The following is a 26,367-nucleotide window of genomic DNA, read 5'->3' on the forward strand; positions in this document are numbered from 1 at the left end:
CGAGGGAGGGCGGCTCGCGCAGGGCGCGCGGGCCGCGCGCCCTCAGCCCGCGTAGCTGCCCACGCGTCCGTCGGGCTCGGCCGACAGTTCCTTCGCCGGCAGCGTCATGACGAAGCGCGCGCCGCCGAGCGGGGTTTCCTCCAGGCGCACCTCGCCGCCGTGCACGAGCGCGACGCGGCGCACGATCGTGAGCCCCAGGCCATAGCCGCCGGTCTGCCGGTCGCGGCTCGAATCGAGCCGCTGGAACGGCTCGAACACGCGTTCGCGGTCGACGGGCGGAATGCCCGGGCCGTCGTCCTCGACCGTCAGCACGAGCGCGCCCGCGTCGCCGAGCATGGCTTTCACCGTGATGGTGGTCGCGGCGTAGCGCGAGCTGTTGCGGATCAGGTTCAGCAGCGCGCGGGCGACCAGCTTCGGATCGCAGATGTGGCGCGCGGGCGCGCCGAGCGTCGACACCACGAGCGTGAGGTTCAGGTCGGCGACGTCGTCCGCGACGCTCGCGGCGACGCTGTCGATCAGTTCGCTGACCATCACCTGCATCGGCACGAGATGCGCCTCGCCCTGCTCCAGGCGGCCGATCGTCAGCAGCTCGGTGACCAGCTCGTCGAGTTCGCGCACGTCGCGGCGCAGCGCTTCCTGACGCTCGCGCAGGCGCACCGTCTCGTCGGACGAGGACAGCAGCGCCAGCCCGAATTCCAGCCGCGCGAGCGGTGTCTTCAGCTCGTGCGAGATCCCGTGCATCATGTCGCGCTGCTGCTGGATCGAGGCTTCGATCCGCTGCGCCATGTCGTTGAACTGCTGCGACAGCTCGTAGATGTTGGATTTCCTCGGCAGATTCACGCGGGTCGACAGCTTGCCGGAGCCGAACGAGCGCGCGGCCGCCTGCAGCTTGTCGAGATCGCGCCAGTGATAGCTGGCCCAGAACACGACGGCGATCAGCAGCATGAACGCGATCGTCGAGTAGGCGTAGATACGGAGGTCGAGGTCGCCGGGCGAGGTCGGATGCGCGTGCACGACGTAGCCGTCGGGTAGCGGCATGTAGTAATCCTTGGCGTCGTAGCTGATGACGATTTCGCCGTGGAGCAGGTCGCGCCACTGCACGTCGCTCATCAGCGGCTTCACGGCATCGAGGCTGGTCAGGCTGAAGCCGTCGCTGCCGTGCTCGTTCAGCGCATCGAGCGCGGCGGTGCGCGCTTCGCCCGGATGGCGCTCCAGGTAGTCGGACAGCACGAACTTGTAGGTGTGCAGCGACGCGCGCTCGCTCTCCGCGAAGCGTTCATAGAACACGCGCTTGAACGAGTTGTTGACGAAGAAGACGCCGGCGGTGGCGAAGACGAGCAGCACGAGATACAGCTTGATGAGCGAGCGGAACATTCATTCGTCCCAGGCGGAAGGGCTGAACAGGTAACCGCGACCCCAGATGGTCTTGATCTTGTGCGGCTCCGACGATGCATCCTCGAAGCGCCGCCGCAGCTTGGAGATGCCCGAGTCGACCGAGCGGTCGATGCCGTCGAATTCGATGCCGCGCAGCTGCTTGAGGATATCGTCGCGGCTCAGCACGGTGCCGGCCGAGCGGGCGAGGATCAGCAGCAGGTTGAATTCGGTGGTCTTGAGGTCGACCGGTTCGCCGCGCCAGGTCACGGTGCGGTTCGGCGGCGAAATCACCAGTTCGCCGAACACCAGGCCCTCGGCCCCGACGGGCGGCGCCTCGGCGGGCGCGGGCGGCTGGATCCGGCGCAGCAGCGCGCGGGCGCGCGCAACCAGCACGCGCGGCTCGATCGGCTTCGTCACGTAGTCGTCCGCACCCGTCTCCAGGCCCGCGACCTGATCGTAGACGTCCGCGCGCGCGGTCAGGATCAGCACCGGCACATTCGAGAAGCCGCGGATCCGGCGGCAGACCTCCATGCCGTCGAGGTTCGGCAGCATCAGGTCGAGAATCACGAGCGCGGGCTGGTGCTCGCGCACCGCCGCGACCGCGAGGTCGCCGCGCCGCACGACGGTCACGGCGAATTCATAGCTGTCGAGATATTCGCGGATCAACTGCGCGAGACGATCGTCGTCTTCGATGAGCAACACACGGTATTTGAGCGGAACTTCGTTCATGGTCTCCTCGGATGACGGCGAGCCGCCCCCACGCCGGGCGGGGGGCGGAGCAGCCGGATTTTAGCCGCGCACCCGCCACGGGGCGAGCGGGCGAGACAATCGCCGACAATCGAACACAATTTCGCACATATTCCCGCAACTTTAGGGACAGTTTGGAAACGCAGGTGCTTCTAGACTGCGAACTCCCTGACTTATATCTCAAAATTGTGCGCGCCAGCCTCAACTCCCTGCGTTACTGCCTGCCCGCGATTGGTTTGATGGCGGCCTTGCCCGCCCAAGCGGAAAACACCTACACCTTCTCGCTCGGCGGCGGCTTCTCGCCCCGCTACCAGGGCAGCAAGGATTATCGCGGCGTGATCGGGCCCGGCTTCTCCGCCGAGTTCGGCAACGGCTTGTTCATCAGCACGACGGACGGGGCGGGCTACCGGCGCGATCTGCCGCACGGCTTCTTCGTCTCGGCCGCCGTCAATTATGCGTTGGGCCGCAAGGACAGCAATCATTTCGGCCTGGACGGCTCCGACTACCTGAAGGGGATGGGCAATGTCCTGGGCTCGGTGATCGTGTCGCTGCAGGGCGGCGTCAAGTTCCTCGGCGAGAACCAGCTGAGCGTGACGCTCGACACGCCGGTCACGCATACGTCGCGCGGCCTGTCCGGCCACGTCGATCTCGCGGTGCCGTTCTTCAAGTCGGCGCAGCACCTGCTCGTCGCGACGGGCACCGTGCACGCGGGCTCGGGCCGCTACATGCAGACGTTCTACGGCGTGACCGAGGCGCAGTCGATGACGAGCCAGTTCCGGCCGTATTCGACCAAGGGCGGCATCGACAGCGCGTCGATGGCGCTCATGTGGACGTATGACATCTCGAAACGCTGGTCGGTGACGAGCACCACCGGCGTCACCCGATTGTTCGGCGAGTACGGCAACAGCCCGATCGTGCAGTCGAAAACCAATTACTACGGCTTCTCGGCGGTGTCGTACCGATTCTGAGGGGCTGGAAGGAGGTAACGTGTTGATCTGGAAAACCGCTTTGTCGCTGAACTGGCGCACGAGTCTCGTGTCGCCGTCCAGCGCGCCCGCGGCCGCGGCGAATGTCGAGCGGCTGGTGTTGACGGGAGCGACGGGTTTTATCGGCAGCGCGGTGCTGGTCGCGCTCGTCAACGCGGGGCTGGTCGACCGCGTGCGCTGCCTGGTGCGCGCGCGCGACCGGGCCCACGGGCTCGAGCGGCTGCGCGCCGCCGCGCTGCGCGGCGGGCTCGCGCCGTACTGGGTCGAGCGGCTCACCGAGGCGAACGTGATCGTCGGCGAGCTGGGCGGCGTGCTTTCCGCGAACGATCACGCGCAGCTGCGCGCGGCGTCGCACGTGATCAACTGCGCGGGCCTCACGACGCTGTCGCCGAAGACGGCCGAGGCGGCCGCGCACGTCGACGACAGCCTGCGCTTTGCCGAGCGCTTCGCCGGCAGCGCGCGCCTGCAGCGTTTCCTGCACGTGAGCGCGGCGTTCGTCAGCGACGGCGACGGCAGCGGCACGGTGTTCGAGCACGACGACGCGGGCGCGGACGGCGCCGAGTTGACGCCTTACGCAGGCAGCAAGCGCAAGGTCGAGGAACGGCTGCGCGGGCTCGACCTGCCGCTCGTGCTGGCGCGGCCGTCGAGCGTGGTCGGGCATACGATGCTTGGCACCCAGCCTTCGTCGAGCACCTTCTGGATGTTCCGGATCATTCACGCGGCGCGGCGTTTCACCGCGCGCCCGATGACGCGCGTCGACGTGATCTCGGTCGACGACTGCGCGCGTGCGCTGATGCTGCTCGCGGTCAAGCCGGCGCTCGCGCACGACCTGTACCACGTCTCGGTGGGCGACGAGGCGCCGACGGTCACGCAGATCGTGCGCGCGATGGACGAGGCGGAGGGGATGGAGGGCGTGCCGCGCTATGCGCTGTGCGGGAGCGCGGAATTTCCGCTGATCGCGCGCGGCCTGATCGGCCGGCGCGACCGCGCGCGCGAGCGGCTGGTCGAGCAGGCGCTGCACCTGTACGCGGGCTACGCGGAACTCGACCATATCTTCGACAATGGTCGCGCGCGCGACGAGATCGACTTCGAACCGCTGCCGTTCGTCGATTACGTGAACGAGTGCATGCGCACCTCGCGCGGCATCGGCGTGCTCGACCAGATGCGCGCCGATCTGCCGTGACGCGCGCCGGCCGGCGCGTCTACGACGACGCGCCGCCGACTTCGATCAGCTTGTCGAGCGCGGCGTAGACCTCGCCGAGCGCCTCGGCGCCGAAGCGCTGTTCGAGCAGCCGGTACTGCTCGTCGATGCGCGGCGCGATTTCCGCGACGAGCTGCTGGCTCTGCGGGGTCAGGCTGACGATCAGCCGGCGCTGATCCTCCTGCGCGCGCGTGCGCAGGATCAGGCCGTCGCGCTCCATTCTCTCCAGCACGCCCGTGAGGCTCGGGCTCAGGATGCAGCATCGCTTGGCGATCTGCCCGGCCTCCAGTTCGTGCGAGGCCTCGCTGTCGAGCACCCGGATGATCCGCCATTGCTGCTCGGTCAGCGCGAATTCCTTGAGGATCGGCCGGAACCGGCCCATCAGGGATTCACGCGCCTCGAGCAGCAGCATGGCCAGGTTGCGGTGGTCCAACTTACGGTTCATGGGGATCCGGGGAAGACGTATGATGTCCTTATCTTAGCAGGGCGGATTAGGGGGCGGCATGGTCCCGGCGTCTACGGGTTATCGCGGTTGTACTTTTTCCGGCGTATAGTTAATATATTAACTAATGACATCGAGCCGCGTCGCGGCAAGGAAAGCTGGCATGGAGCTGTCTTGTGTTCATGAAGCCGGGCCGCCCGAGGCGGTGCGCATCGGCACGGTCTACGGCGCGTTGCTGAACGACCGGAGCGCGCTCGCCGCGCTCGGCGACGCGGTCCACCAGCCGCCTTACGGCAAGCCGCCGCAGGCGCCGGTGCTGTATCTCAAGCCCGCGAACACGCATGCGCCCGACGGCGCGGCCGTGATCGTGCCGGCGGGCGTCGAGGCGCTCGAGATCGGCGCGGCGTTCGGCGTCGTGTTCGGGCGGCGCGCGACGCGGGTGTCGCCCGATGCGGCGCTCGCGCACGTGAAGGGGCTGACGCTCGCGAGCGATGTATCGGTTCCGCATCCCGACTATTACCGGCCGGCCGTGCGCCACAAGTGTCGCGACGGCTTCTGTCCGCTCGGCCCGGCGATCGTGCCGCTCGCGCGTCTCGGCGATCCCGGCCGGCTCGCGCTGGGCGTGCGCATCGACGGCGCGCCCGTGTTCGAGGCGAACACCGCGAACCTGGTGCGGCCGATCGCGCAGCTGATCGCCGAGGTGTCGGCGTTCATGTCGTTCGACGCGGGCGACGTGCTGCTGCTCGGCGTCGCGGCGCTCGCGCCGCGCGCCCGCGCGGGCAGCGTGGTCGAGATCGACGCGCCGGGGCTCGGCGTGTTGCGGCATACCCTGGTGGCGGAGGACGCGCGATGAGAACGGCGCGAGTGATCCACAACGGCGCGCTGCATGCGGCCGAACCCGCGGCCGACGGCCGGATCCGCCTCGACACCGGGCGCGTGCTCGACGAAACCGAGGTCGTCTGGCTGCCGCCCGTCGCGCCGCGCACGACCTTCGCGCTCGGCCTCAACTACGCGGACCACGCGAAGGAACTGGCGTTCAAGGCGCCGAGCGAGCCGCTGATCTTCCTGAAGGGGCCGAACACCTTCGTCGGCCATCGCGCGCAGACCGTGCGCCCGGGCGACGCGACCCACATGCATTACGAGTGCGAGCTGGCGGTGGTGATCGGCCGCGCGGCGCGCAACGTGAAGCGCGCGCAGGCGCTCGATCACGTGCTCGGCTACACGGTCGCGAACGACTACGCGATCCGCGACTATCTCGAGAACTACTACCGTCCGAACCTGTGCGTGAAGAACCGCGACACCTGCACGCCGCTCGGGCCGTGGCTCGTGAGCCGGGACGAGATCGACGATCCGCTGAACCTCACGCTGCGCACCACGGTCAACGGCCGCGAGACGCAGCGCGGCAGCACGCGCGACATGATCTTCGACGTCGCCGCGCTGATCGAGTACATCAGCGGCTTCATGACGCTCGCGCCGGGCGACCTGATCCTGACCGGCACGCCCGAGGGGCTGGCCGACACGCAGCCGGGCGACGAGGTCGTGACCGAGATCGAGGGCGTCGGCCGGCTCGTCAACACGATCGTCGCCGAGGCGGATTATCATCGCGCGGGCTGAACCCGTCGCACAAGGAGAGTCAGATGAGCATCAAGCACTGGATCGACGGCCGCGAGGTGGCGAGCCGCGAGACCTTCACGACGACCAATCCCGCGACGGGCGAGGTGATCGCCGAGGTGGCGGCGGGCGGCGAGGCCGAGATCGACGCGGCGGTGCGCGCGGCGAAGGACGCGTTTCCGAAATGGGCGAACACGCCGGCCAAGGAGCGGGCGAAGCTGATGCGCCGCCTGGGCGAGCTGATCGAGCGCAACGTGCCGATGCTCGCCGAACTGGAGACGCAGGACACCGGCCTGCCGATCGCGCAGACCAGGAAGCAGCTGATTCCGCGCGCCTCGGAGAATTTCCATTTCTTCGCCGAGGTGTGCACGCAGATGAACGGGCGCACCTATCCGGTCGACGACCAGATGCTGAACTACACGCTGTACCAGCCGGTCGGCGTGTGCGCGCTGATCTCGCCGTGGAACGTGCCGTTCATGACGGCGACCTGGAAGACCGCGCCGTGCCTCGCGCTCGGCAATACGGCGGTGCTCAAGATGTCCGAGCTGTCGCCGCTGACCGCCGACCAGCTCGGCCGCCTCGCGCTCGAGGCCGGGATCCCGGCCGGCGTGCTCAACGTCGTGCAGGGCTACGGCGCGACGGCCGGCGATGCGCTGGTGCGCCATCCCGATGTGCGCGCCGTGTCGTTTACGGGCGGCACGGTGACCGGCAAGAAGATCATGGAGCGCGCGGGCCTCAAGAAGTACTCGATGGAGCTGGGCGGCAAGTCGCCGGTGCTGGTGTTCGCGGACGCCGACCTCGAACGCGCGCTCGACGCCGCGCTGTTCACGATCTTCTCGATCAACGGCGAGCGCTGCACGGCCGGCTCGCGGATCTTCGTGCAGCGCTCGATCTACGATGCGTTCGTCGCCGAGTTCGCGCGCCGCGCCAACAAGCTGATCGTCGGCGATCCGTCGGACGAGGCGACCCAACTGGGCGCGATGATCACGCGCGCGCACTGGGACAAGGTGACGGGCTACATCCGGATCGGCGAGCAGGAGGGCGCGCGCCTCGTCGCGGGCGGCGCGGACAAGCCCGCGAACCTGCCCGGCCATCTGCGCGACGGCAACTTCGTGCGGCCGACGGTGTTCGCCGACGTCGACAACCGGATGCGGATCGCGCAGGAGGAAATCTTCGGGCCGGTCGCGTGCCTGATCCCGTTCGACGACGAGGACGACGGCCTGCGGCTCGCGAACGACACCGCCTACGGGCTCGCGTCGTACATCTGGACCCAGGACGTCGGCAAGGTGCACCGGCTCGCGCGCGGGATCCAGGCGGGCATGGTGTTCGTCAACAGCCAGAATGTGCGCGACCTGCGCCAGCCGTTCGGCGGCGTGAAGGAATCGGGCACCGGGCGCGAAGGCGGCGAGTACAGCTTCGAGGTGTTCGCCGAGATCAAGAACGTGTGCATTTCGATGGGCAGCCACCACATCCCCCACTGGGGCGCGTGAGGGGCTGAAGACGAACCGCAAGGCCGCCGCCGCGCGATCCGCCGGCAGGCGGCAGGAGACTCACGATGGGCAAGCTGTCCCTCGCCGCGAAGATCACGCACGTGCCGTCGATGTACCTGTCCGAGCTTCCCGGCAGGCATCACGGCTGCCGGGAAGCGGCGATCCGCGGCCACCGGCTGATCGGCGAGCGCTGCCGCGCGCTCGGCGTCGACACGATCGTCGTGTCGGACGTGCACTGGCTCGTCAACGCCGGTTATCACATCAACTGCAACCGGCAGTTCTCGGGCATCTACACCAGCAACGAACTGCCGCATTTCATCCGCGACATGCAGTATGCGTACCCGGGCAACCCGGAACTCGGGCGGCTCATCGCGGCGACCGCGAACGAGCACGGCATCGGCACCCGCGCGCACGAGATCGACAGCCTCGAACTCGAATACGGCACGCTCGTGCCCATGCGCTACATGAACGCCGACCAGCACTTCAAGGTCGTGTCGATCGCGGGCTGGTGCATGTGGCACACGCTCGACGAAAGCCGCCGCTTCGGCGTCGCGCTCAAGGAGGCGATCGAGGCCAGCGGCGCGAACGTCGCGTTCCTCGCGAGCGGCTCGCTGTCGCACCGCTTCAACGACAACGGCAGCCCCGAGGAATCGATCCACGAGATCAGCCGCGAGTTCTTCCGGCAGGTCGACCTGCGGGTCGTCGAGCTGTGGAAGCAGGGCGATTTCGCGACCTTCTGCAAGATGCTGCCCGAGTACAACCAGCATTGCTTCGGCGAGGGCGGCATGCACGACACCGCGATGCTGCTCGGGCTGCTCGGCTGGGATCGCTACGACAAGCCGGTCGAGATCGTCACCGACTATTTCGCCAGCTCGGGCACGGGGCAGATCAACGCGATCTTCCCGCTGCCTTGAGCCTGCGCGACGCAACGGAGGTTTTCCATGCCGCACATCGTGGTCGAGTACACCGACAACATCCGCGACGACGCGCGGATTCCCGCGCTGCTGAAGACGATCAACGACACGCTGATCGCGCAGGGCGGCGCGTTTCCCATCGGCGGGATCCGCTCGCGCGCGCTCGAACTGCATGACTACCGCGTGGCCGACGGCAGCGAGGACGACGCCTTCGTGCACGTCACGCTGAAGATCGGCGCGGGGCGCGACGAGGCGGTGAAGCAGGCCGCATGCGACGCGCTGTTCGACGCGATCAAGGCGCATTTCGCCGAGCTGTACGCGCGCCGCTATCTGGCGCTGTCGATGGAGCTGATCGAATTCAGCGAGGCCGGCACGTACAAGCACAACAACATCCATGCGCGCTACCGGCGCGCGCCCTGACTCCCGGGACTTCCCACCATGCTGGATACCGCCACCATCGACCAGCTCGCGCGCCGGCTGCACGCCGCGGAGCGCGAGCGCAAGCAGATCCGCCAGATCTCGCTCGACCATCCCGACATCACGATCGACGACGCCTATGCGATCCAGCGCAGCTGGGTCGATCTCAAGCTGGCCGAGGGCCGGGCGCTCAAGGGCCACAAGATCGGCCTGACCTCGAAGGCGATGCAGTCGTCGTCGCAGATCGACGAGCCCGACTACGGCGCGCTGCTCGACGACATGTTCTTCGACGACGGCGCGACGATCCCGACCGGGCGCTTCATCGTGCCGCGCGTCGAGGTCGAGCTGGCGTTCGTGCTCGGCAAGCCGCTCAAGGGGCCGGGCTGCACGCTGTTCGACGTTTACGACGCGGTCGACTACGTGGTGCCCGCGCTCGAGATCATCGACGCGCGCAGCCAGTCGATCGACCCCGCCACGCAGCGGCCGCGCAAGGTGTTCGACACGATCGCGGACAACGCGGCGAACGCGGGCGTCGTGCTCGGCGGCCGCCCGGTGCGGCCGATGGACGTCGACCTGCGCTGGGTCGCGGCGATCATGTCGCGCAACGGCGTGGTCGAGGAAACCGGGGTGGCGGCGGGCGTGCTCAATCACCCCGCGAACGGCGTCGCGTGGCTCGCGAACCGGCTCGCGCGCTTCGACGTCACGCTCGCGGCGGGCGAGATCATTCTCGGCGGGTCGTTCACGCGGCCGTGCGCGGCGCGGCCGGGCGACACCTTCAGCGTCGACTACGGTCCGCTCGGCGCGATTCACTGCCATTTCGACTGAGGAGGCGACGATGCGGATGCCGGTCAATCCATTCAAGGCGGCGCTCGCGCGCGGCGACGCGCAGATCGGGCTGTGGCTCGGGCTCGCGAGTCCGTACAGCGCGGAGGTGGTCGCGGGGGCGGGTTTCGATTGGTTGCTGATCGACGGCGAGCACGCGCCGAACCAGGTGCCCGGGATGCTCGCGCAATTGCAGGCGCTGGCCGCGTATCCGTCGCACCCGGTGGTGCGGGTGCCCTGGAACGACCCCGTCGTGATCAAGCAGGTGCTCGACATCGGCGCGCAGTCGCTGCTCGTGCCGATGGTGCAGAGCGCCGAGGAGGCGCGCGCGGCGGTGGCCGCGACCCGCTATCCGCCGCACGGCGTGCGCGGGGTCGGCAGCGCGCTCGCGCGCGCGTCGCGCTGGAATCGCGTCGAGGACTACCTGGCGCGCGCGAACGACGAAATGGCGGTGCTGGTGCAGGTGGAGACGCGCGCGGGGCTGGAGCGGATCGAGGCGATCGCGCGCGTCGAGGGTGTCGACGGGGTGTTCATCGGCCCGGCCGATCTCGCGGCCGATCTTGGCCACCTGGGGCAACCCGGGCATCCCGAGGTCCAGGCGGCGATCGACCGCGCGCTCGCGACGATCGTGGCGGCCGGCAAGGCGGCGGGCATCCTCAGCGCCGACGAGACGGCCGCGCGCCGCTATCTGGCGGCGGGCGCGACGTTTGTCGCGGTAGGCGTCGACACGACGCTGCTCGCGCGCAGCGCGGAGCAGCTTGCCGCGCGCTTCAAGGGCGAGACGCGCGGGTCGGCGCGCGGCGATGGTATTTACTGACTGAGCGGGCGCGGCCGCGGCGCGGCTCGCGTCTACGCGGTGTGACGCGTCGCGGGGCGGGATGCCGCGCCTGCATGTAACGCGGCACCGCGCGTCGCGCGTTTCAAGGGAGAGGCGCGCGACAATGGCACCCGCCGAGCGAGTGCGGCCGCCGCGCTGTGGCCTCGCGATTCACGGTCATGCGCGACGGCGCGCCTTCCGATAACGCGGTGCCGTTCGTTGGGCGTTTCAAGGGAGCCGCGCGCGACGATGCCGCCCGCCGAGCGTGGTGGTGCCGCGATTCACGGTCATGCGGCGTGACGCGTCGTGGGGCTGGACGGCGCGCCTGCATGTAGCGTGGAACCGCTCGGCGCATGTTTCAAGGTCGAGGCGCGGCGCAGGTGTTCGTCGCGCGAATATGGCCGCCGCGCGGCTCACGCCCGCGCGGCTCGCCGCGCCGCGGCGGCGAATGCGCCGATCGCAACCAGCAGCACCAGCGCGATCGCGACGAGCGCGAGGCTGAACGCGGCATAGCCCGTCGCGCCATGCGTCGGCGCGACAAAGCCGCCGAACACGGCAACCCCGAACGCACCGGCGATCTGCCGGAAGAAATTCACGAGGCCCGACACCATCCCGCCGCGCTCCGGCCCGACCGAGCGCATCGCGATCGCGGTGACGAGCGGCGGGATGAAGCCGATGCCGAAGGTGGTCAGCGCGAACGCGGGCAGCATCGCGAGATAGCCGTGGCGCAGCGCGGGCAGCGCGAGCAGCAGCAGGCCTGGGATCATCAGCATGAAGCCGGTGACGATCGCGCGTTCGGGGCCGCGGGCCCGCGCGATGTGCGCGCCGGCCTGATTGCCGAGCACGAGCGGCAGCGTGATCGGGATGAAGGCGAGCCCCGCGCGGGCCGCGCTCATGCCCAGCTGTCCGCGGAAGTACAGGCTCGCGAAGAACACGATGCCGAAGTACGCGAAGTTGATCAGGCCGCCGTATACGAGCCCCTGCTGCAGGCCCGGATTGCCGAAGATGCCGAGCGGGATCGCCGGATGCGCGTGCCGATGCTCGACGGCGAGAAATGCGCCGAAGGCGCCGAATGTCGCGGCGAGCAGCGCGAGCTGCACGTCGCGGCTCAGCGCCGCGTGGTTGATGATCAGCACCAGCAGCGCCGTCGCGCACGCGAGCAGCAGCCCCTGGCCGAGCCAGTCCAGCGGCGCGGTGGTCCGGCGCGGCGCGGCGTCGACATGGCGCGCGGCGAGCAGCAGGCCCAGCGCGCAGATCGGCAGGTTGATCACGAAGATCCAGCGCCAGCTCGCGAACGCATTGATCAGGCCGCCGATCAGCGGGCCGCAGGTCAGCGCGACGCCCCCGAACGTCACCCAGCCGGATACCAGCGACACGCGTGTCGGTTCGTCGTCGACGAAGCGCTGATTGATCACGGCGAGCGAATTGGGCACCACGAGCGCCGCGCCAAGACCCTGCGCGACGCGTGCGGCGAGCATCAGCGGCGCATCGGGCGCGACCGCGCATGCGAGCGAGGCGAGCGCGAACAGCGCGTAGCCGAGCATCAGGAAGGCGCGGTTGCCATAGCGGTCGCCGAGCACGCCGGCCGACAGCAGCGCGACCGAGAATGCCAGCGTGTAGGTGTTGACGATCCACTGCAAGATCGGGATGCCGGCCTGGAATGCCTGCTGCAGCGCGGGCAGGCTCAGGTTCACGATCGAGACGTCGAGCTGCACGACGAAATAGCCGAGCGAGGTCGCGGCAATGAACGGCGTCAGGCGCGCGGCGCGCGTCGGGGCGGGCGGGGGCGTGCGGCAGCGGATCGGACAGGCCGGGCGGATCGTGGGCATCGTGGGCGTCGCTCGATGAGGGCGGCCGACGGTGCGGCCGGGGCGATTGCGATGCAAGGATGCGGGGCGCCGGGCCGGGTGTCCAATATATTATTGGGCCGCGATTGAGTCGGGGAAGATATGAGCGCGGGCGCGGGGTGGCGAGGCGGTGCGCGCCGCGCCGGGCGTTTTCGCCGGGCGGCGCGGTGAGTGCCGTCTCGTCCGGCCCGGGGTGTCGGTTCAGCGCCGGGGCGACGTGACGAAGCGCGCGATCGTGTCGGCGAGATCGGGCGCGAGCGGCAGATCCGGGGCGGCGTAGGTCGCGAGGTTCGCCGCGCGGTCGTCGGTGTGAACGGCCTTGAGCACGTGGTTGACGTCCGCGAAGACGGCGAGCGCCGCCGACGGCTGCGCGCGTTGCAGCGCCCGTGCATCGTCGACGCCGACTTGCAGGTCGCGTGCGCCCTGGACGATCAGGACCGGCTTGTCGATCCGCGCGATCAGTTGCGCGGGATCGCGCGCGAACGCGCTGATCAGGAAGCCCTGGATCGACGGATGAAACAGCGCGGCCAACGGAGCGGGCAGCCCGGCCGTGTCGACCCGGCGGCCGGCCGCGAGCGCGTCGAGCGCCCGATCCGCCGTATCGAGCAGCGGTGCGTTCGCGGGATTGGCGCGCAACTGCGTCTTGATCGTCTCGGCGAGCGGCCTGCCGGCCGTCGCGACCAGCACCACGCCGCACAGCGTGTCGGGATGGCGCGCGGCGGCGGCGAGTGCGATGAGTCCGCCCTCGCTGTGCCCGAGCAGCCAGACGCAGCGCGCGCCGGTGCGCTCGCGCAGCAGGCGCGCCCAGGCGAGCGTGTCGTCGACATAGTCGTCGATCGTCACCGCGTTGGGATCCGCGATCGCCTGCCGGCTCGCGAACAGGCCGCGCTTGTCGGTGCGCAGGGTGCTCACCCGTTCGCGCGCAAGCGCATCGGCGAGCAGCGCATAGGGACGCGCGCGCACGCCGAGCGGATTGTCGCCGTCGCGGTCGGTGGGCCCCGAGCCCGGAATGATGAGCACGGCCGCACGGCTGCCGGCGGGCGCGACGAGCGTTCCGGCCAGCTCGCCCCGAGGGCCGGGGAGGTGGAGATCGACGGATGGCGCGCCGCTCCACGCGGGCGAGGTCGCCATCATGGCGGCGGTGAGACCCAGGACGGCTTTCAGCATGTGTCGGCGGGGCTGTCGGTGAGGGAGGCTGCCGCGCGGCGCGGCATGCCCGCCATTATCACTCGCGGGATGCGCGGGCGGCAAAGTCGCGCGCGTCGGCGGCGCGTTGAAGGCGGCGAGTCGATTTCATGAGAAACCGATGCGCGGCATGACGCGATTTTTTGAGCGAATTCCATGAAAAAGCCGATTGGCCGCCATTCGATTTCAATACGAAAAGTGCCTGTCCGTTCATTGCGTCGTTTGTCGGGAAGCAAAGGACCGTGATGACGGCACGGTCACGCTGGATCTGGCATCGGCCTGCGCGTATCGTATGAGACACCGGGCGCATCGGCCGGCCGTATGCGGATTCGCTGCGCGATGTTTCCCCGATCGTTTTGCTTCGGCGTCGAATGAAGCGTTAAAACACGCGATCGCGCGTTTTTGAACGATTGAAGATTCCATGCGGGCGATGCGGGAATGGATGGCAGTCGCCGCCATTCGTGATTAGAGGGTGACATGGGAGTCAGCCGGTTTTTTGTCGGGATACGATAGCCGATGCCCGGCATGCGGGCCGTGCTGCGGGGGGAAGCGCGCACGGCGGCGCATGCTGGGCGTAGGGCGGATCGACAGGCATCCGGGCCAGGATGCGGCGGTCTCTCACTTTTCAGGAGATACAGATGAAACAAAAGAATGCGCGCAAGTCCATGGTGGTGGGTACGGCAGCGATCCTGTGTTCCATTGCGGCGGCCGATGCGCTGGCCGATCAGGTCGTCAAGATCGGCAGCGTGGAGCCACTGACCGGCGGGATCGCTCACCTGGGCAAGGACAACGAAAACGGCGCGCGTCTCGCAGTCGAGGAAATCAACGCGAAGGGCCTGACGATCGGCGGCCAGAAGATCACGCTGCAACTCGACGGCCAGGACGACGCGGCCGATCCGCGCACGGCCACGCAGGTCGCGCAGAAGCTCGTGGACGACAAGGTCGTGGCGGTCATCGGCCACCTGAACTCGGGCACCTCGATCCCGGCGTCGAAGATCTACAGCGATGCAGGCATCGTGCAGATCTCGCCGTCGGCGACCAACCCGGCCTACACGCAGCAAGGCTTCAAGACCACCTATCGCGTGGTCGCGACCGATGCGCAGCAAGGCCCGGCGCTCGCGAGCTACGCGCAATCGAAGGGCATCAAGAGCGTGGCCGTGGTCGACGATTCGACCGCCTACGGCCAGGGTCTCGCGAACCAGTTCGAGAAGAAGGCGAAGGTGCTCGGCCTCAAGGTGCTGTCGCACGACGCGACCAACGACAAGGCGGTCGACTTCCGCGCGATCCTGACCAAGATCAAGGGCGAGAACCCGGACGCGATCATGTACGGCGGCATGGATGCGACGGGCGGCCCGTTCGCGAAGCAGGCGAGGCAACTGGGCCTGCGCGCGAAGATCTTCTCGGGCGACGGCGTGTGCACCGAGCAGCTGTCCGATCTCGCGGGCGAAGCGGTCGAGAACATCGTCTGCTCGCAGGCGGGCGCGGCGCTCGAGAAGATGCCGGGCGGCGCGGCGTTCCTCGCGAAGTATCAGAAGCGCTTCGGCCAGGCGATCAAGTTCGATGCGCCGTTCGCGTATGACGCGGTGTATATCGTCGTCGATGCGATGAAGCGCGCGAATTCGGTCGATCCGGCCAAGATTCTCGCGGCGATGCCGGCGACGGACTACAAGGGCGTGATCGGTCAGACGATGTTCGATGCGAAGGGCGACCTGAAGCAGAGCGTGATCTCGCTGTACAGCTACAAGAACCTCAAGAAGACCTTCCTCGACGAAGTGAAGATGTGATGAGCTTGCCCGCCCTGCTCTCATCGAGCCGGGCGGGCGGTCGCGGGCCGCGCTGGCAGCATGCGGCGCGGGTTCGCGGCAAGGGGAGACGAATGTGCTGGTATTGACGCGCGGCGCGCGGGCCGGCGTGCTGATCCGGCCGCGCTGGCCCGCGCGCCAGGTGGCGGTGGAGGCCGAGGTGCTCGGCATGCTGCAGGCCGCGCAGGCGCAATTGCCCGCGACGATCGAACTCGTGCTCACGCGCGGTTTCGAGCCGAGGTCGTCTTCGCTGGGTTTCGCGCGCAACGGATTTCGCGCGGCGGGCAGGGCGATGTTCCGCCTGCTGTATCCGGCGCGGCGCGACGAGATCGCCGATATCTTCGGCGCGAACGGACATGACGTCGACGGCACGCACGTCGACGTATCGTTGCGGCTCGACGGCCGCCGCGTGCGGATGCTGCCGCTGGGCGTGTTCACGCCGCTGGGTTGGCAGCGCCGACGCGCGCGCCGTTGCGGGCCGGCGCTTGCCTCGGTCAAGGCCGCGCTCGCGGCGCAGGGGTTTCGCATCCACCGCAACCCGACCGAGAGCCTGCAGATTCACTGCGACCTGATTCGCTGATTCTTCGATTCTTCGATGCGCCGGCGCGCATCCGCGCGCCGGTCGAGGCAGGCGCGATCAGGCCGGCTTGATGCCGGTCACGACCAGGATCGGAAACGAAAAGACGATGCCGTCGCCGGTGCGGCGCACGTCGAGGCCCAGGTGATCCTCTTCGAGTTCCGCCGCGAACAGGTCGCGGATTTTCGCTTCATCGCCCGGGTTCGGGAACGAGGCCGCCAGGTGCGGGTCGAGCGGCGTGTCGATCTTGTAGCGTGCGGTGCGGATGTCCGCGAGCCCCGAGCCGGCGATCAGCGCGTCCATCTCGGCGAACGTCAGTGCATGCACATGCGACGGATCGCGCAGGAGTTCGAGGTGGTCGTAGGCTGCTGCCTTGTCCGGCTGTTGGACGATGTCGGCGATCAGGATCCGGCCGCCCGGCCGGCAGACGCGCATCATCTCGCGCAGCGCCGCCTGCGGATCGAGAAAATGGTGGAACGTGTAGCGGGTCAGGACGACCGAGAAGCTTGCGTCCGCGAACGGCAGCGCGCGGATGTCGCCGACCCGCCAGTCGAGATTGTCGAGCGTGGCGGGCTGGCGTCGGCGGGCTTCCTCGATCATGTCCGGCGTGAGGTCGAGGCCCGTGACGTGCGCCGCGTGCTCGGCGAATGCATTGGCCACGAGGCCGGGGCCGCAAGCGACGTCGAGCACGGTTTCCGTGCCGTTCAATTCGCACAGGTCGATCAGCGTCCGGATCGACGTGGAATGGCCCGGCAGTGCGGCGAACGGAACGGCCTGGCGGGAGAACTGGGAGATGATGGTCTGGTTGTGCTGGCTGGCGTTTGGGTTCATGGCGTATTCGCGAGCGTGTGACAACGTGGAGGGGAGGCGGCGCGGTGCGCGTCGCCGGATCACACTATACGACGGATGGGGCGCGCGGCGCATGGGCGATGCATCCGCGCAGCCTGTGCTTCGTGCTTCGCGACCCGGCTTCCGATTCGCCTCGCAGTGGTTTTCCGGACCGGCAATATTGCTCATGCCGTACCCGATGCGAGAAATACAATTAAACAGAATCTGACGGGGCTGGCGCAAGGCGGGACGCGCCCCGTCAAGCTCACCGGGCCGGGCAGTACGATGAGACTGCCGTTGAACTCCTCTATACCGGGGGAGCGCGTCGCAGCCTTGAAGATGGAGCGGGCGCAGTTGAAAAGTCAGGTTCTCGCGTTCGCGGATAAATACGGCGTGGATGCGTCGGGTGTCGAGGGGGCCGGGCACGATCAGGCCGGGCACGAAATCAATAAATCCCATCCGTCCATCCAGCACTGGGAGACGCTGCGCGAGCAGATCCGCGGGCGGATCCGCGGGCGGATTGGCGAACTGTCCGGCGATGACCTGGAGGGGCGTTTGCTCGACAGCGCGCGGGACGCGGACATGCATTGGCTCTGGCGGGCAAAGAAAGCCGCCGGCGATGGCACGGTCGTAGCCTAGACCTGCGACTCAGCACCGCTTGCGCGCGGTCACGGTCGGGTACATGCGCGCGCGGTCGTCGATGAAGCGGATGTCGACGAAGCCCGCATGCTGCAATTGCTCGCGCATCTGCGCATAGGTATGGTAGTTGCGCCACTTGACGCCGATGACCTGCGCGAACAGCAGATGCTGTAACGCGAGCGCGTCCGGGTCGATGGCGGCGGCGTCCCACGGCGATGCGGCCGAGCAGCCGGGCGGCGGCGTCAGGAAGCTCGCGACCAACAGACCGTCCGGCTTGAGGGCGTCGTGAAACTTGCGGTACAGCGCGGCCACGCGCGCGTTGTCCGATTCATAGACGTCGAGGCCGTTGCTCGTCAGCGTATCGGCCACCGCATACAGGTCCAGCTTCCATGCATCGGCGAGATGCAGGCTCAATTGCGCGCCGAGGCCGCGCTCCGCCGCGAGTGCGCGCGCGCCGTCGAGCGCCTGCGGGTCGAGATCGATGCCCATCAGCCTGACGTCGGGGCAGTGTGCGTAATCGAGCAGCAGCAAGTCGCCCATCCATCCGCACGGCACCGATGCGAGCGTACTGCCCGGCGTGATCCGCTCCTGCAGGAGGGTCTGGAAGATCCCGAAGCGTTCGCGCGTCGCGCGCATCAGCGGCAGATTCTCGAACACCTGGTATTCGAGATCGGGAACGGCGCCCGCGCGCAGGCTGCCGGGCCGGTAAGTCACGATGCGATGTATCCACTGCGCATCGAGCCCGCGATTGACCAGCATGAATCTGCCCAGCTCGAATTCGGCCAGTTGGTCGACCAGGCTCAGCACCTTCTCCAGCGTCGCAGCGGGAAGATCGCTGCCGGCGCGCAGCCGCGCCTTGATGGAGGCGATGGCGCGTGGGCTCGACGCATCGGTCTCGCCGCCGTGGGAGATCAGGCCCGCTGACTTGTCCATGTCCGCTCCGCTGTATGCATGCCTCATCGGCCGACCGTTTGATCATAGGCCGCGTCGCGTGATTTGCGTAGGAGCGGTAGGCACGGTGGACGAAATCGTCAACGCAGCAGGCCACTGTTGCGATCCGGTCCGCCCCGGCGGCGCCGCGTGGCGCCGCGCCGAGAAAAAAAGCGCGACAGCGTTTCCACTGTCGCGCCAACCCAGCGAACGCGGATGTGCCCGCGCTCCCGTTTCACCGCTGCGGGGCGCCGCTTGCGCCCCGTTACATCAGAACCGTTGTTGGATACCCGCCGTGACCCCGACCTGCGTGCTCGCATACCCGGCCACGTCGCGCGACACGCTCACGTTCCGGCCATGCTTGGCCAGCGCGAATGCACCCGCCGCGTACAGCACGGTGCGCTTCGACAGCGCATATTGCGCGCGCAACGAAACGAGCGTCGGGTCGGCGTCGGTGCCGCCCTTGAGGTCCTGGTGATAGACCGCGCCGATCAGCGAGAAGGTCGGCGTGAACTGATACGAGCCGCCGACCCAGTACATGTCGCTGAGTTGCGTCGCCGCCGTGGTGTGGTACGTGCGCCGATAGTTGCGATAGCCCGCCATCGTCTTCAGATTGCCGAAGTCGTAGCTGAGGCCCGCGTGGATGCCCTGGATGTAGTCGACCGGATCGGCCGGCGTGACGTTGTCGCCCGCGCCGTTCTGGCGATCGAACGTGACGACGGCGGCGAACCGGCCGCTTTCGTAGCCCAGCGCGACGTCGTATTTCGAACTGGCCTTGACGCTGCCGGCGATATTGCCGAAGCCGTACATCGCGCCGAACTTGAAGCCGCCGTATTCGCCGTCATAGCGCACCGCATTCGACGAGCGCGTGAACAGGCCGTCCTTGCGGCCGCCGGTCGCGGTCGAGGCCGTGGCCCACGAGTAGTTCTGCGCGTAGCCCATCGGGTCGAACTGCAGCATGTAGTCGTAGGTGGTCGTGAAGTTGCGCCCGAGCGTCAGTTCGCCCCAGCGGCCTTTGAGCCCGATCGTCGCGCGCCGCCCGAAGATCGAGTCGGGGCCGTCGTCGAGGCCGCCGTTCGCGAGGTCGATTCCGCTTTCGAGCCGGAACACGGCCTTCAGGCCACCGCCGAGATCCTCGACGCCGCGCAGGCCCCAGCGCGAGGTGTTCTTGTTGCCCGATTTCAGGCGGACCGCGTTGCCGCCTTCCGGCGCGGCGTGGTTCGTGAACTCGAGGCCGGCATCCATGATCCCGTAGAGCGTGACGCTCGATTGTGCGTGGGCGGCCGGCGCGGCGATCGAGAGTCCGGCGGCCGCCGAGGCGGCCAGCAGGTGCTGCTTGTTCATTGACGCTGTCTCCTGTTGTGGTCGTGCTTGTTGTCGCGCACGGCGCATGACCGCGCACGGGGTGCGCCGCGCGCCCGGCGGGGCGGCGGCGCGATGCTTCAGCCCGCCTTCGCGAACGCCCAGCAGTCGTTCGCCGGGAACTCGATCCAGTGGCGGCCCGCCGCGCGCGGCACCTGCCCGAATGCGCGCAGGCGCAGCGCGCCGCAGTGGAACAGGTATTCCCAGCGATCGCCGAGATACATCGAGGTCACGAGTTCCGCCTGCAGGCGGTTCGCGCCGGGCCCGTCCGCGACCTGGACGCGTTCGAGCCGGATCACGGCCTGCGCGTCCTGGCCCGGTTGCAAGGTGTCGCGCGCGAGCGCCTGCAGTTGCCAGCCGTCGCCCGCGAGCGTCACGCGCTCGCCGTCGATCGACGCGACGCGCGCATCGATGCGGTTGTTGCTGCCCATGAATTCGGCCGTGTAGAGCGAGCGCGGCGCGCCGTACAACTCGGCGGGCGTGCCTTCCTGCTCGATGCGGCCGTTGCGCAGCAGCAGGATGCGATCCGACATCGCCATCGCTTCCGATTGATCGTGCGTCACGCACAGCGCGGACAGCCCGAGCGACACGATCAGCTCGCGCAGCCACGCGCGCGCCTCCTCGCGCAGCTTCGCATCGAGATTCGACAGCGGTTCGTCGAGCAGGATCACGGGCGGGTTGTAGACCAGTGCGCGCGCGATCGCGACGCGCTGTTGCTGGCCGCCGGACAGCTGGTGCGGATAGCGTTGCGCGAGGTGGCCGAGCCCGAGTTGATCGAGCGCGCCTTGTACGCGGCGCTGCCGCTCGTCGGACGCGACGCGGCGCAGCTTGAGCCCGTAGCCGACGTTGTCCGCGACCGTGCGGTGCGGCCACAGCGCGTAGGACTGGAACACGAGGCCGAGCGCGCGCCGCTCGACCGGCAGGTCGATGCGGTTCGCGCCGTCGAAGAAGACGTTGCCGTCGAGCTGGATGCGGCCGTCCGACGGCTGTTCGAGGCCGGCCACCGCGCGCAGCAGCGTGGTCTTGCCGCTGCCCGACGCGCCGAGCAGGCAGACCACTTCGCCCGCCTTCAGTTCGAACGACACGCCCTTGAGGATCGGGTTCGCGCCGTAGCTGAGAAAGAGGTTGTCGACGGTCAGCTTATCCATGAAGTTTCACTCCGAAACGCAGGGCCACGCCGAGTCCGACGCCGACCATCGCGATGTTGATGACAGAAAGGGCGGCGACCTGATCGACGGCGCCCGTCGCCCACAGCGACACCAGCAGCGCGCCGATCACCTCGGTGCCCGGCGACAGCAGGTAGACGGCCGTCGAGTACTCGCGCTCGAAGATCATGAAGATCAGCAGCCACGAGGCGAGCAGGCCGAAGCGCACGAGCGGCAGCGTCACGTCGAGCGAGACCCGCGCGCGCGTCGCGCCGACGCTGCGGCCCGCTTCCTCGAGCTCCGGCCCGACCTGCAGCAGCGCGCTCTGGATCAAGCGCATCCCGTAGGCGAGCCACACGACCGTGTAGGCGATCCAGATGCTCCACATCGAGTTCTTGATCTCGCGCAGCCCGGGCACGAACAGGAAGATCCACAGGAACGCGAGGCCGGCGAGCAGCCCCGGCACCGCGCGCGGCAGCAGCACGAGATAGTCGAGCAGCTTGGTGGCCCAGTCGTGGCGGCGGTGGCCGGCGAAGGCGACGAGCGTGTAGAAGCCGATCGCGAGCGCGCCGCCGAGCACGCCGATGCCGAGCGTGTTGACGATCGCGCGCACGAGGTTGTCCTGCTCGAACAGCTCGACGAAGTTGGACAGCGTCAGCACCTCGGCGAGCGGCACGCCTTCGCCCCAGTTGGTGACGAACGCGCGCAGCACGATCCCGGAGAGCGGCACGAACACCGTCAGCAAGAGCCACAGCGCGACGATCGCGAGCGCGACCCAGCGCCAGCCGCCGAGCGGCAGCACGGTGGCGCGGCCCGCCTTGCCCTTGACCGTGACGAAGCGGTTCGCGGTGCGCAGCAGCCGGCGCTGCAGCAGCACGAGCGGGAACGTGATCGCGACGATGCAGACCGCGACGGCCGCCATCAGGTGATACGAGGGCACGCCGAGCTTGTTGGTGAGCTTGTACAGGTAGGTCGCGAGCACCAGGTGGCCTTCCGGATCGCCGAGCACGAGCGGCAGGCCGAACACCTCGAAGCCGAGGAAGAACACGAGCACGCCGGCGAACAGCAGCGCGGGCATGGTCATCGGCAGGCTCACGTCGAGCGCGACGCGGAACGGCCGCGCGCCGGCCACGCGCGCCGCTTCCTCGACGTCCGAGCCGAGGTTGCGCAGCGCGGCGGAGGCGTACAGGTACACGTGCGGCACGTGGGTGAGCCCGACGATCACCGTGATCGCGAAGATCGAGTAGACGTTCCACGGCACCTCGTGGAGGCCGAGCAGCGACTTGAACCACACCGAGTAGAAGCCGACCGGCCCCGTCGCGACGACGTAGCCGAACGCGAGCACCATCGGCGACACGAACACCGGCGTGAGCAGCAGTGGTTCGAGCCAGCGGCGGCCGGGGAGGTCGGTGCGCGCCATCAGGAACGCGAGGATGCCGCCGAACGGGATCGAGATGAACAGCATGCCGCTGGCGATCACGAACGAATTGCGGGTGGCGGACCAGAAGTCGGGATCGCTGAAGATGAAGCGGAAACCGTCGAGGCCGAGCGCGCGATTCGCGTCGAAGAACGGCGCGGTCAACACGCTCTGAAACAGGATGAAGCCGAGCGGCAGCGCGACCGCGATCGTCAGCGTCGCGATCACGAGCCAGCGGAACAGGCCCGCGAGCGGCCCCAGGGTGGGCGCGGGCAGCGCGGGCACACGGCCGTCGCGCTCGCGCGGAAGAGCGGGAGGTGTCCCGCCGGTGCTGGTGGTAAGCATGAGTTCGCCCCTGCGGCCCGCGGGCCGCCTGTCAGGAAATAGGGAGGAGGGAGCGCGCGCGAGACGGCGCGCTCAGGCGCGCCGGATCAGCGCTTGACGGCCTGCTGCCACTGCTTGAGGAAGGCGAGGCGCTTCGATTGGTCGAGGTAGACGAGCAGCCCGGTGCCGATCGGGATCGGCTTCAGCGCGTCGCCGAGTTCCTTGGTCAGCCCGGCCATCGACGTTTCGCCCGAGACGTCCGCGCGGATCGAATACAGGTTCGCCTGGTTCGCGATCAGCGTCTGGCCGCGCTTCGACAGCAGGTAGTCGATCCACAGCTTCGCCGCGTTCGGGTTCTTCGCCTGCTTGGACACCGTCGCGAGCCGGCTCGACACGAGCGTGTAGTCTTTCGGGAACACATAGCCGATCGACTTGTCCTTCTTGGCCTTCGCGTACGCATACGAGCCGATGATGTTGTAGCCGATCAGGTTCTCGCCGGACGAGATCCGCTCCATCATCGCGCCGGTGCTCGACTGCAGCTTCGGCCCGGTCGCGCCGATCGCGCGCACGAGTTCCCAGGTGACCTGCTCGTTGACGTGCGCATCCTGCGTGATGAAGTTGAAGCCGACGCCCGATTTCTCGATGTCGTAGGTGGTGACCTTGCCCTTGAAGCGCTCGGGCTGCGACTGCAGCAGCTTGATCAGGTCGGCGCGCGTCTTCGGCACTTCGTTCTCGGCGATCAGCCGCTTGTTGTAGACGATCGACACGGGCTCGAAGGTGGTGCCGTAGGCCTGCTTCTGGTACTGCGCCCATTGCGGCAGGTTGCCCGCTTCCGGCGATTCGTAGGTCTGCATCAGGCCGTCGTTGACGAGCTTCACCTGGAGATCCATCGACGCGCTCCACAAGACGTCGGCGCTCGTGCTCTTCGCGGCGCTCTCGCTGACGAAGCGGTTGTACAGCTCGGTGCTGTTCATGTCGTTGTACTCGACCTTCACGCCGTACAGGCCTTCGAAGTCCTTGATCAGCGGGCGCACGAGGCCCGTGTCGGTGGTCGAGTAGACGATCAGCTTGCCTTCCTTCTTGGCGGCATCGATGATGCCCTGGTAGTTACCCGGATAGCCGGCCGGCGCCTGCGCGAATGCGGTACCTGCGGCGAGCGCCAGCAGCGCGGCGATACCTTTCGATGCAAACTGCATGTCTTCCTCCAAGATGGACTGCTTTGGTATGAGTGAGGCGGATGGTAAGTGTGAGGCACTTTCAGCCTGCTTTCATTTCGCGTAACAATAGCGGTCTTTAGGTCATGGATTTCCCGAGGTGATGCATGCGCGTCCTGCTGGTCGAAGACAATCCCCTGCTCGCACAATCGCTGACGGCCGCGCTCACGGCCGCGCGTTTCGCGGTCGACCACATGGCGGACGGCGAGGCGGCCGACCACGTGCTGCACACGCAGGACTACGCACTGGTGATCCTCGATCTCGGCTTGCCGAAGCTCGACGGGCTGGAGGTGCTGCGGCGCCTGCGCGCGCGGCGCAACCCGGTGCCGGTGCTGATCCTGACCGCGCACGGCTCGGTCGAGGATCGCGTGAAGGGACTCGACCTCGGCGCGGACGACTATCTCGCGAAGCCGTTCGACCTGACCGAACTGGAGGCGCGCGCCCGCGCGCTGATCCGCCGCAGCCTCGGCCACGAGCACACGCGCGTCGAGTGCGGGCCGCTCGAATACGACAGCGTCGATCGTAGTTTTCGTCTGAACAATGAAGTGGTGGCGCTGACGCCGCGCGAGCGTTCGGTGCTCGAAGTGCTGATCCTGCGCAACGGCCGCGCGATCAACAAGGAGACGCTGTCGGAGAAGATCTTCGGCCTTGACGAACTGGTCAACGCCGACGCGATCGAGATCTACGTGTACCGGCTGCGCAAGAAGCTCGAACACAGCGGGGTCGCGATCGTCACGCTGCGCGGCCTCGGCTACCTGCTCGAGGCGAAGGCGTCATGACGCGCGTCAACCTGCGCATGCAGGTCGGGTTGTGGCTGTTGCTGCCGCTGCTCGGGCTGCTCGCGCTCGATTCCTGGCTCACCTACCAGCGCGCGATGAGCGCCGCGCACACGGCGTTCGACCGCACGCTCGCGTCGTCGCTGAAATCGATCCGCGAAGGCGTGCGCCTCAGCAACGGAGAGATCGAGGTCGACCTGCCGTATCTCGCGCTCGAGATGTTCGAATCGAACGACGGCGGCAAGATCTACTACCTGATCCGCGAGGACGGCGGGCGCGCGGTGACGGGCTATCCCGACTTGCCGAGGCCGCGCGAGGCCAGCGTGGCGCTGTTCGAGACGCGCTTCTACGACGCGCTCTATCGCGGTGAGCAGCTGCGCATGGCCGCGCTGCGGCTGCCCGTGCACGACGTGCCGAGCGCGCAGACGCGGGTTGTGTGGGTGATGGTCGGCGAGACGATCGAGGCGCGCCAGGCGCTCGCGCGCGAGATCCTGGTCGGCTCGCTGCAGCAGGAAGGGCTGCTGGTGGTGCTCGCGCTCGGCATCGTGTGGTTCGGCGTGGCGCGCGGCCTGCGGCCGCTCAGGCGTTTGTCCGGGACGGTCGCCGCGCGCGCCGACGGCGATCTCGCGCCGCTCGACACGGCCGGCATGCCGAGCGAACTGGCGCCGCTCGTCGACGCGCTCAACCAGTACATCGCGCGCACCCAGCGCATGCAGGGCGCGCGCCGGCGCTTCTTCGCCGACGCCGCGCACCAGCTGAAGACGCCGCTCGCCGCGGTGCAGGCGGGCGTCGAGCTGGCGCGGCGGCCGGATGAAGCGCCGCGCGCGCAGGCGCACCTGGGCCGCGCGGACGACGCGGTGCGGCAGGCCGCGAAGATCGTGCAGCAGCTGCTGTCGCTGTCGCGGCTGGAGTCGGACAGCGGCTATGCGATCGAGCGCAAGCCGATCGCGCTGCACGAGATCGCGCGCGGCGTGACGCTCGATTGGTCGCCCGTCGCGCGCGCGCGCTCGATCGATCTCGGCTTCGAGCACGACGCGGACGTCACGGTCACGGGGCGCGCGGACCTGCTGGCGGAGCTGGTCGGCAACCTGATCGACAACGCGATCCGCTATGCGGGCGATGAGGCGGTGATCACGGTGAGGGTCGCGCGCGCGGGCGCGCAGGCGGTGCTGGAGGTCATCGACAACGGGCCGGGCATCGCGGCGGACGAACGCGATGCGGTGTTCGACCGCTTCTATCGCAGCGCGGCGACGCAGGCGGTGGAGGGGACGGGGCTGGGGCTGTCGATCGTGCGCGAGATCGTGCGCGTGCATCAGGGCGAGATCGCGCTGCTGGACGCGTCGGGCGGCGGTCCGTCGGGCGGCGTTTGCTCGGGGCGAGGTCTGGTCGTGCGCGTGAGCTTGCCGGTGTGGAGGGAGTGAACCATCGCGCGGATGGGGGCCGGGTGCGCGGCGTTTGGCGTCCTGTACCCGGTGCCGCACACCGCGCACCCCCATGCGG

26 protein-coding genes are annotated in these 26,367 nt (G+C 68.4%); 14 read left to right on the forward strand and 12 right to left on the reverse strand.

Annotation, left to right across the window (positions count from 1 at the left end):
* Positions 1–42: 42 nt before the first annotated feature.
* Positions 43–1,374 carry an ATP-binding protein gene (locus tag Bsp3421_RS08570; RefSeq protein WP_273998016.1) on the reverse strand — a complete coding sequence of 444 codons (1,332 nt, stop codon included), beginning with the start codon at positions 1,372–1,374 and terminating at the stop codon, positions 43–45.
* Positions 1,375–2,103, reverse strand: a complete 729-nt coding sequence (locus tag Bsp3421_RS08575; RefSeq protein WP_273998018.1) for a response regulator transcription factor — start codon at positions 2,101–2,103, stop codon at positions 1,375–1,377.
* Positions 2,104–2,342: 239 nt separating this feature from the next.
* Between Bsp3421_RS08575 and Bsp3421_RS08580 the strand changes: the two genes are divergently transcribed.
* Together Bsp3421_RS08580 and Bsp3421_RS08585 are read left to right on the forward strand one after the other, a co-directional pair.
* Complete coding sequence (locus Bsp3421_RS08580) at positions 2,343–3,089, forward strand: MipA/OmpV family protein (protein WP_443111498.1); 747 nt, start codon at positions 2,343–2,345, stop codon at positions 3,087–3,089.
* Between the two features lie 19 nt (positions 3,090–3,108).
* Positions 3,109–4,290, forward strand: a complete 1,182-nt coding sequence (locus Bsp3421_RS08585; protein ID WP_273998020.1) for an SDR family oxidoreductase — start codon at positions 3,109–3,111, stop codon at positions 4,288–4,290.
* Positions 4,291–4,309: 19 nt separating this feature from the next.
* Here Bsp3421_RS08585 and hpaR read toward each other — a convergent pair whose 3' ends face one another.
* On the reverse strand, positions 4,310–4,753 hold the full coding sequence (hpaR, locus tag Bsp3421_RS08590; RefSeq protein WP_273998021.1) for a homoprotocatechuate degradation operon regulator HpaR: 444 nt from the start codon (positions 4,751–4,753) through the stop codon (positions 4,310–4,312).
* A gap of 160 nt (positions 4,754–4,913) precedes the next feature.
* Here hpaR and Bsp3421_RS08595 point away from each other — a divergent pair, with 160 nt between their 5' ends.
* From Bsp3421_RS08595 to hpaI, 7 genes are all read left to right on the forward strand, one after another.
* On the forward strand, positions 4,914–5,603 hold the full coding sequence (locus Bsp3421_RS08595) for a fumarylacetoacetate hydrolase family protein (protein WP_273998022.1): 690 nt from the start codon (positions 4,914–4,916) through the stop codon (positions 5,601–5,603).
* Positions 5,600–6,364, forward strand: coding sequence for a fumarylacetoacetate hydrolase family protein (locus tag Bsp3421_RS08600; protein ID WP_273998023.1), 765 nt, complete (start codon positions 5,600–5,602; stop codon positions 6,362–6,364). Before Bsp3421_RS08595 ends, Bsp3421_RS08600 begins: the two co-directional genes overlap by 4 nt.
* Positions 6,365–6,387: 23 nt before the next feature.
* Positions 6,388–7,851: a 5-carboxymethyl-2-hydroxymuconate semialdehyde dehydrogenase gene (gene hpaE / locus Bsp3421_RS08605; RefSeq protein ID WP_273998024.1), complete on the forward strand. Its 1,464-nt coding sequence runs from the start codon at positions 6,388–6,390 to the stop codon at positions 7,849–7,851.
* Positions 7,852–7,916: 65 nt separating this feature from the next.
* Positions 7,917–8,765 carry a 3,4-dihydroxyphenylacetate 2,3-dioxygenase gene (gene hpaD / locus Bsp3421_RS08610; protein WP_273998025.1) on the forward strand — a complete coding sequence of 283 codons (849 nt, stop codon included), beginning with the start codon at positions 7,917–7,919 and terminating at the stop codon, positions 8,763–8,765.
* A gap of 27 nt (positions 8,766–8,792) precedes the next feature.
* Complete coding sequence (locus tag Bsp3421_RS08615; protein WP_273998026.1) at positions 8,793–9,185, forward strand: 5-carboxymethyl-2-hydroxymuconate Delta-isomerase; 393 nt, start codon at positions 8,793–8,795, stop codon at positions 9,183–9,185.
* A gap of 18 nt (positions 9,186–9,203) precedes the next feature.
* Positions 9,204–10,007, forward strand: coding sequence for a 2-oxo-hept-4-ene-1,7-dioate hydratase (gene hpaH, locus Bsp3421_RS08620; RefSeq protein ID WP_273998027.1), 804 nt, complete (start codon positions 9,204–9,206; stop codon positions 10,005–10,007).
* 10 nt (positions 10,008–10,017) lie between these two features.
* Positions 10,018–10,821 carry a 4-hydroxy-2-oxoheptanedioate aldolase gene (hpaI, locus tag Bsp3421_RS08625; RefSeq protein WP_273998028.1) on the forward strand — a complete coding sequence of 268 codons (804 nt, stop codon included), beginning with the start codon at positions 10,018–10,020 and terminating at the stop codon, positions 10,819–10,821.
* A 413-nt stretch (positions 10,822–11,234) separates the two neighbouring features.
* Here hpaI and Bsp3421_RS08630 read toward each other — a convergent pair whose 3' ends face one another.
* From Bsp3421_RS08630 to Bsp3421_RS08640, 3 genes are all read right to left on the reverse strand, one after another.
* Complete coding sequence (locus Bsp3421_RS08630; protein WP_273998030.1) at positions 11,235–12,650, reverse strand: MFS transporter; 1,416 nt, start codon at positions 12,648–12,650, stop codon at positions 11,235–11,237.
* Positions 12,651–12,869: 219 nt separating this feature from the next.
* A complete protein-coding gene (locus tag Bsp3421_RS08635; RefSeq protein WP_273998032.1) occupies positions 12,870–13,835 on the reverse strand; it encodes an alpha/beta hydrolase in 966 nt (321 codons plus the stop codon).
* Positions 13,836–13,893: 58 nt separating this feature from the next.
* A complete protein-coding gene (locus Bsp3421_RS08640; protein WP_273998033.1) occupies positions 13,894–14,067 on the reverse strand; it encodes a hypothetical protein in 174 nt (57 codons plus the stop codon).
* A 451-nt stretch (positions 14,068–14,518) separates the two neighbouring features.
* Between Bsp3421_RS08640 and Bsp3421_RS08645 the strand changes: the two genes are divergently transcribed.
* Both Bsp3421_RS08645 and Bsp3421_RS08650 read left to right on the forward strand, forming a co-directional pair.
* Positions 14,519–15,637 (forward strand): branched-chain amino acid ABC transporter substrate-binding protein, encoded by a 1,119-nt coding sequence (locus Bsp3421_RS08645; RefSeq protein ID WP_443111499.1) that lies wholly within the window; start codon positions 14,519–14,521, stop codon positions 15,635–15,637.
* Between the two features lie 94 nt (positions 15,638–15,731).
* The gene (locus Bsp3421_RS08650; protein ID WP_273998035.1) at positions 15,732–16,235 is read left to right on the forward strand and encodes a hypothetical protein; all 504 of its coding nucleotides are present in this window, start codon (positions 15,732–15,734) and stop codon (positions 16,233–16,235) included.
* A 57-nt stretch (positions 16,236–16,292) separates the two neighbouring features.
* Here Bsp3421_RS08650 and Bsp3421_RS08655 read toward each other — a convergent pair whose 3' ends face one another.
* Positions 16,293–17,063 carry a class I SAM-dependent methyltransferase gene (locus tag Bsp3421_RS08655; RefSeq protein WP_273998037.1) on the reverse strand — a complete coding sequence of 257 codons (771 nt, stop codon included), beginning with the start codon at positions 17,061–17,063 and terminating at the stop codon, positions 16,293–16,295.
* A 156-nt stretch (positions 17,064–17,219) separates the two neighbouring features.
* On the opposite strand from Bsp3421_RS08655, the gene Bsp3421_RS08660 reads away from it, so the two are divergent.
* On the forward strand, positions 17,220–17,699 hold the full coding sequence (locus Bsp3421_RS08660) for a hypothetical protein (protein WP_273998038.1): 480 nt from the start codon (positions 17,220–17,222) through the stop codon (positions 17,697–17,699).
* Between the two features lie 9 nt (positions 17,700–17,708).
* Here Bsp3421_RS08660 and Bsp3421_RS08665 read toward each other — a convergent pair whose 3' ends face one another.
* The 5 genes from Bsp3421_RS08665 to Bsp3421_RS08685 all read right to left on the reverse strand — a co-directional run bounded on the left by Bsp3421_RS08665 (position 17,709) and on the right by Bsp3421_RS08685 (position 24,073).
* Positions 17,709–18,632, reverse strand: coding sequence for an SAM-dependent methyltransferase (locus Bsp3421_RS08665; protein ID WP_273998039.1), 924 nt, complete (start codon positions 18,630–18,632; stop codon positions 17,709–17,711).
* A 267-nt stretch (positions 18,633–18,899) separates the two neighbouring features.
* Positions 18,900–19,973, reverse strand: coding sequence for a porin (locus Bsp3421_RS08670; RefSeq protein WP_273998040.1), 1,074 nt, complete (start codon positions 19,971–19,973; stop codon positions 18,900–18,902).
* 98 nt (positions 19,974–20,071) lie between these two features.
* Positions 20,072–21,139 carry an ABC transporter ATP-binding protein gene (locus tag Bsp3421_RS08675; RefSeq protein ID WP_273998041.1) on the reverse strand — a complete coding sequence of 356 codons (1,068 nt, stop codon included), beginning with the start codon at positions 21,137–21,139 and terminating at the stop codon, positions 20,072–20,074.
* Positions 21,132–22,898: an ABC transporter permease gene (locus Bsp3421_RS08680; protein WP_273998042.1), complete on the reverse strand. Its 1,767-nt coding sequence runs from the start codon at positions 22,896–22,898 to the stop codon at positions 21,132–21,134. The genes Bsp3421_RS08675 and Bsp3421_RS08680 overlap by 8 nt, the downstream gene beginning before the upstream one ends.
* Positions 22,899–22,984: 86 nt before the next feature.
* Positions 22,985–24,073, reverse strand: a complete 1,089-nt coding sequence (locus Bsp3421_RS08685) for an ABC transporter substrate-binding protein (protein ID WP_273998043.1) — start codon at positions 24,071–24,073, stop codon at positions 22,985–22,987.
* 125 nt (positions 24,074–24,198) lie between these two features.
* On the opposite strand from Bsp3421_RS08685, the gene Bsp3421_RS08690 reads away from it, so the two are divergent.
* A complete protein-coding gene (locus Bsp3421_RS08690) occupies positions 24,199–24,870 on the forward strand; it encodes a response regulator (RefSeq protein WP_273998044.1) in 672 nt (223 codons plus the stop codon).
* Complete coding sequence (locus Bsp3421_RS08695; RefSeq protein WP_273998045.1) at positions 24,867–26,288, forward strand: sensor histidine kinase; 1,422 nt, start codon at positions 24,867–24,869, stop codon at positions 26,286–26,288. The genes Bsp3421_RS08690 and Bsp3421_RS08695 overlap by 4 nt, the downstream gene beginning before the upstream one ends.
* The last annotated feature ends 79 nt before the right edge of the window (positions 26,289–26,367 follow it).

This window comes from Burkholderia sp. FERM BP-3421 (assembly GCF_028657905.1).
Lineage (GTDB): Bacteria > Pseudomonadota > Gammaproteobacteria > Burkholderiales > Burkholderiaceae > Burkholderia.

What these genes read in the sequence shown, in the direction of transcription:
- Bsp3421_RS08570 (WP_273998016.1), bottom strand. Translation starts at nt 1,374, where the DNA reads ATGTTCCGCTCGCTCATCAAGCTGTATCTCGTGCTGCTCGTCTTCGCC.
- Bsp3421_RS08575 (WP_273998018.1), bottom strand. Translation starts at nt 2,103, where the DNA reads ATGAACGAAGTTCCGCTCAAATACCGTGTGTTGCTCATCGAAGACGAC.
- hpaR (WP_273998021.1), bottom strand. Translation starts at nt 4,753, where the DNA reads ATGAACCGTAAGTTGGACCACCGCAACCTGGCCATGCTGCTGCTCGAG.
- Bsp3421_RS08595 (WP_273998022.1), top strand. Translation starts at nt 4,914, where the DNA reads ATGGAGCTGTCTTGTGTTCATGAAGCCGGGCCGCCCGAGGCGGTGCGC.
- Bsp3421_RS08600 (WP_273998023.1), top strand. Translation starts at nt 5,600, where the DNA reads ATGAGAACGGCGCGAGTGATCCACAACGGCGCGCTGCATGCGGCCGAA.
- hpaE (WP_273998024.1), top strand. Translation starts at nt 6,388, where the DNA reads ATGAGCATCAAGCACTGGATCGACGGCCGCGAGGTGGCGAGCCGCGAG.
- hpaD (WP_273998025.1), top strand. Translation starts at nt 7,917, where the DNA reads ATGGGCAAGCTGTCCCTCGCCGCGAAGATCACGCACGTGCCGTCGATG.
- Bsp3421_RS08615 (WP_273998026.1), top strand. Translation starts at nt 8,793, where the DNA reads ATGCCGCACATCGTGGTCGAGTACACCGACAACATCCGCGACGACGCG.
- hpaH (WP_273998027.1), top strand. Translation starts at nt 9,204, where the DNA reads ATGCTGGATACCGCCACCATCGACCAGCTCGCGCGCCGGCTGCACGCC.
- hpaI (WP_273998028.1), top strand. Translation starts at nt 10,018, where the DNA reads ATGCGGATGCCGGTCAATCCATTCAAGGCGGCGCTCGCGCGCGGCGAC.
- Bsp3421_RS08630 (WP_273998030.1), bottom strand. Translation starts at nt 12,650, where the DNA reads ATGCCCACGATCCGCCCGGCCTGTCCGATCCGCTGCCGCACGCCCCCG.
- Bsp3421_RS08635 (WP_273998032.1), bottom strand. Translation starts at nt 13,835, where the DNA reads ATGCTGAAAGCCGTCCTGGGTCTCACCGCCGCCATGATGGCGACCTCG.
- Bsp3421_RS08640 (WP_273998033.1), bottom strand. Translation starts at nt 14,067, where the DNA reads ATGAACGGACAGGCACTTTTCGTATTGAAATCGAATGGCGGCCAATCG.
- Bsp3421_RS08645 (WP_443111499.1), top strand. Translation starts at nt 14,519, where the DNA reads ATGGTGGTGGGTACGGCAGCGATCCTGTGTTCCATTGCGGCGGCCGAT.
- Bsp3421_RS08655 (WP_273998037.1), bottom strand. Translation starts at nt 17,063, where the DNA reads ATGAACCCAAACGCCAGCCAGCACAACCAGACCATCATCTCCCAGTTC.
- Bsp3421_RS08665 (WP_273998039.1), bottom strand. Translation starts at nt 18,632, where the DNA reads ATGGACAAGTCAGCGGGCCTGATCTCCCACGGCGGCGAGACCGATGCG.
- Bsp3421_RS08670 (WP_273998040.1), bottom strand. Translation starts at nt 19,973, where the DNA reads ATGAACAAGCAGCACCTGCTGGCCGCCTCGGCGGCCGCCGGACTCTCG.
- Bsp3421_RS08675 (WP_273998041.1), bottom strand. Translation starts at nt 21,139, where the DNA reads ATGGATAAGCTGACCGTCGACAACCTCTTTCTCAGCTACGGCGCGAAC.
- Bsp3421_RS08680 (WP_273998042.1), bottom strand. Translation starts at nt 22,898, where the DNA reads ATGCTTACCACCAGCACCGGCGGGACACCTCCCGCTCTTCCGCGCGAG.
- Bsp3421_RS08685 (WP_273998043.1), bottom strand. Translation starts at nt 24,073, where the DNA reads ATGCAGTTTGCATCGAAAGGTATCGCCGCGCTGCTGGCGCTCGCCGCA.
- Bsp3421_RS08690 (WP_273998044.1), top strand. Translation starts at nt 24,199, where the DNA reads ATGCGCGTCCTGCTGGTCGAAGACAATCCCCTGCTCGCACAATCGCTG.
- Bsp3421_RS08695 (WP_273998045.1), top strand. Translation starts at nt 24,867, where the DNA reads ATGACGCGCGTCAACCTGCGCATGCAGGTCGGGTTGTGGCTGTTGCTG.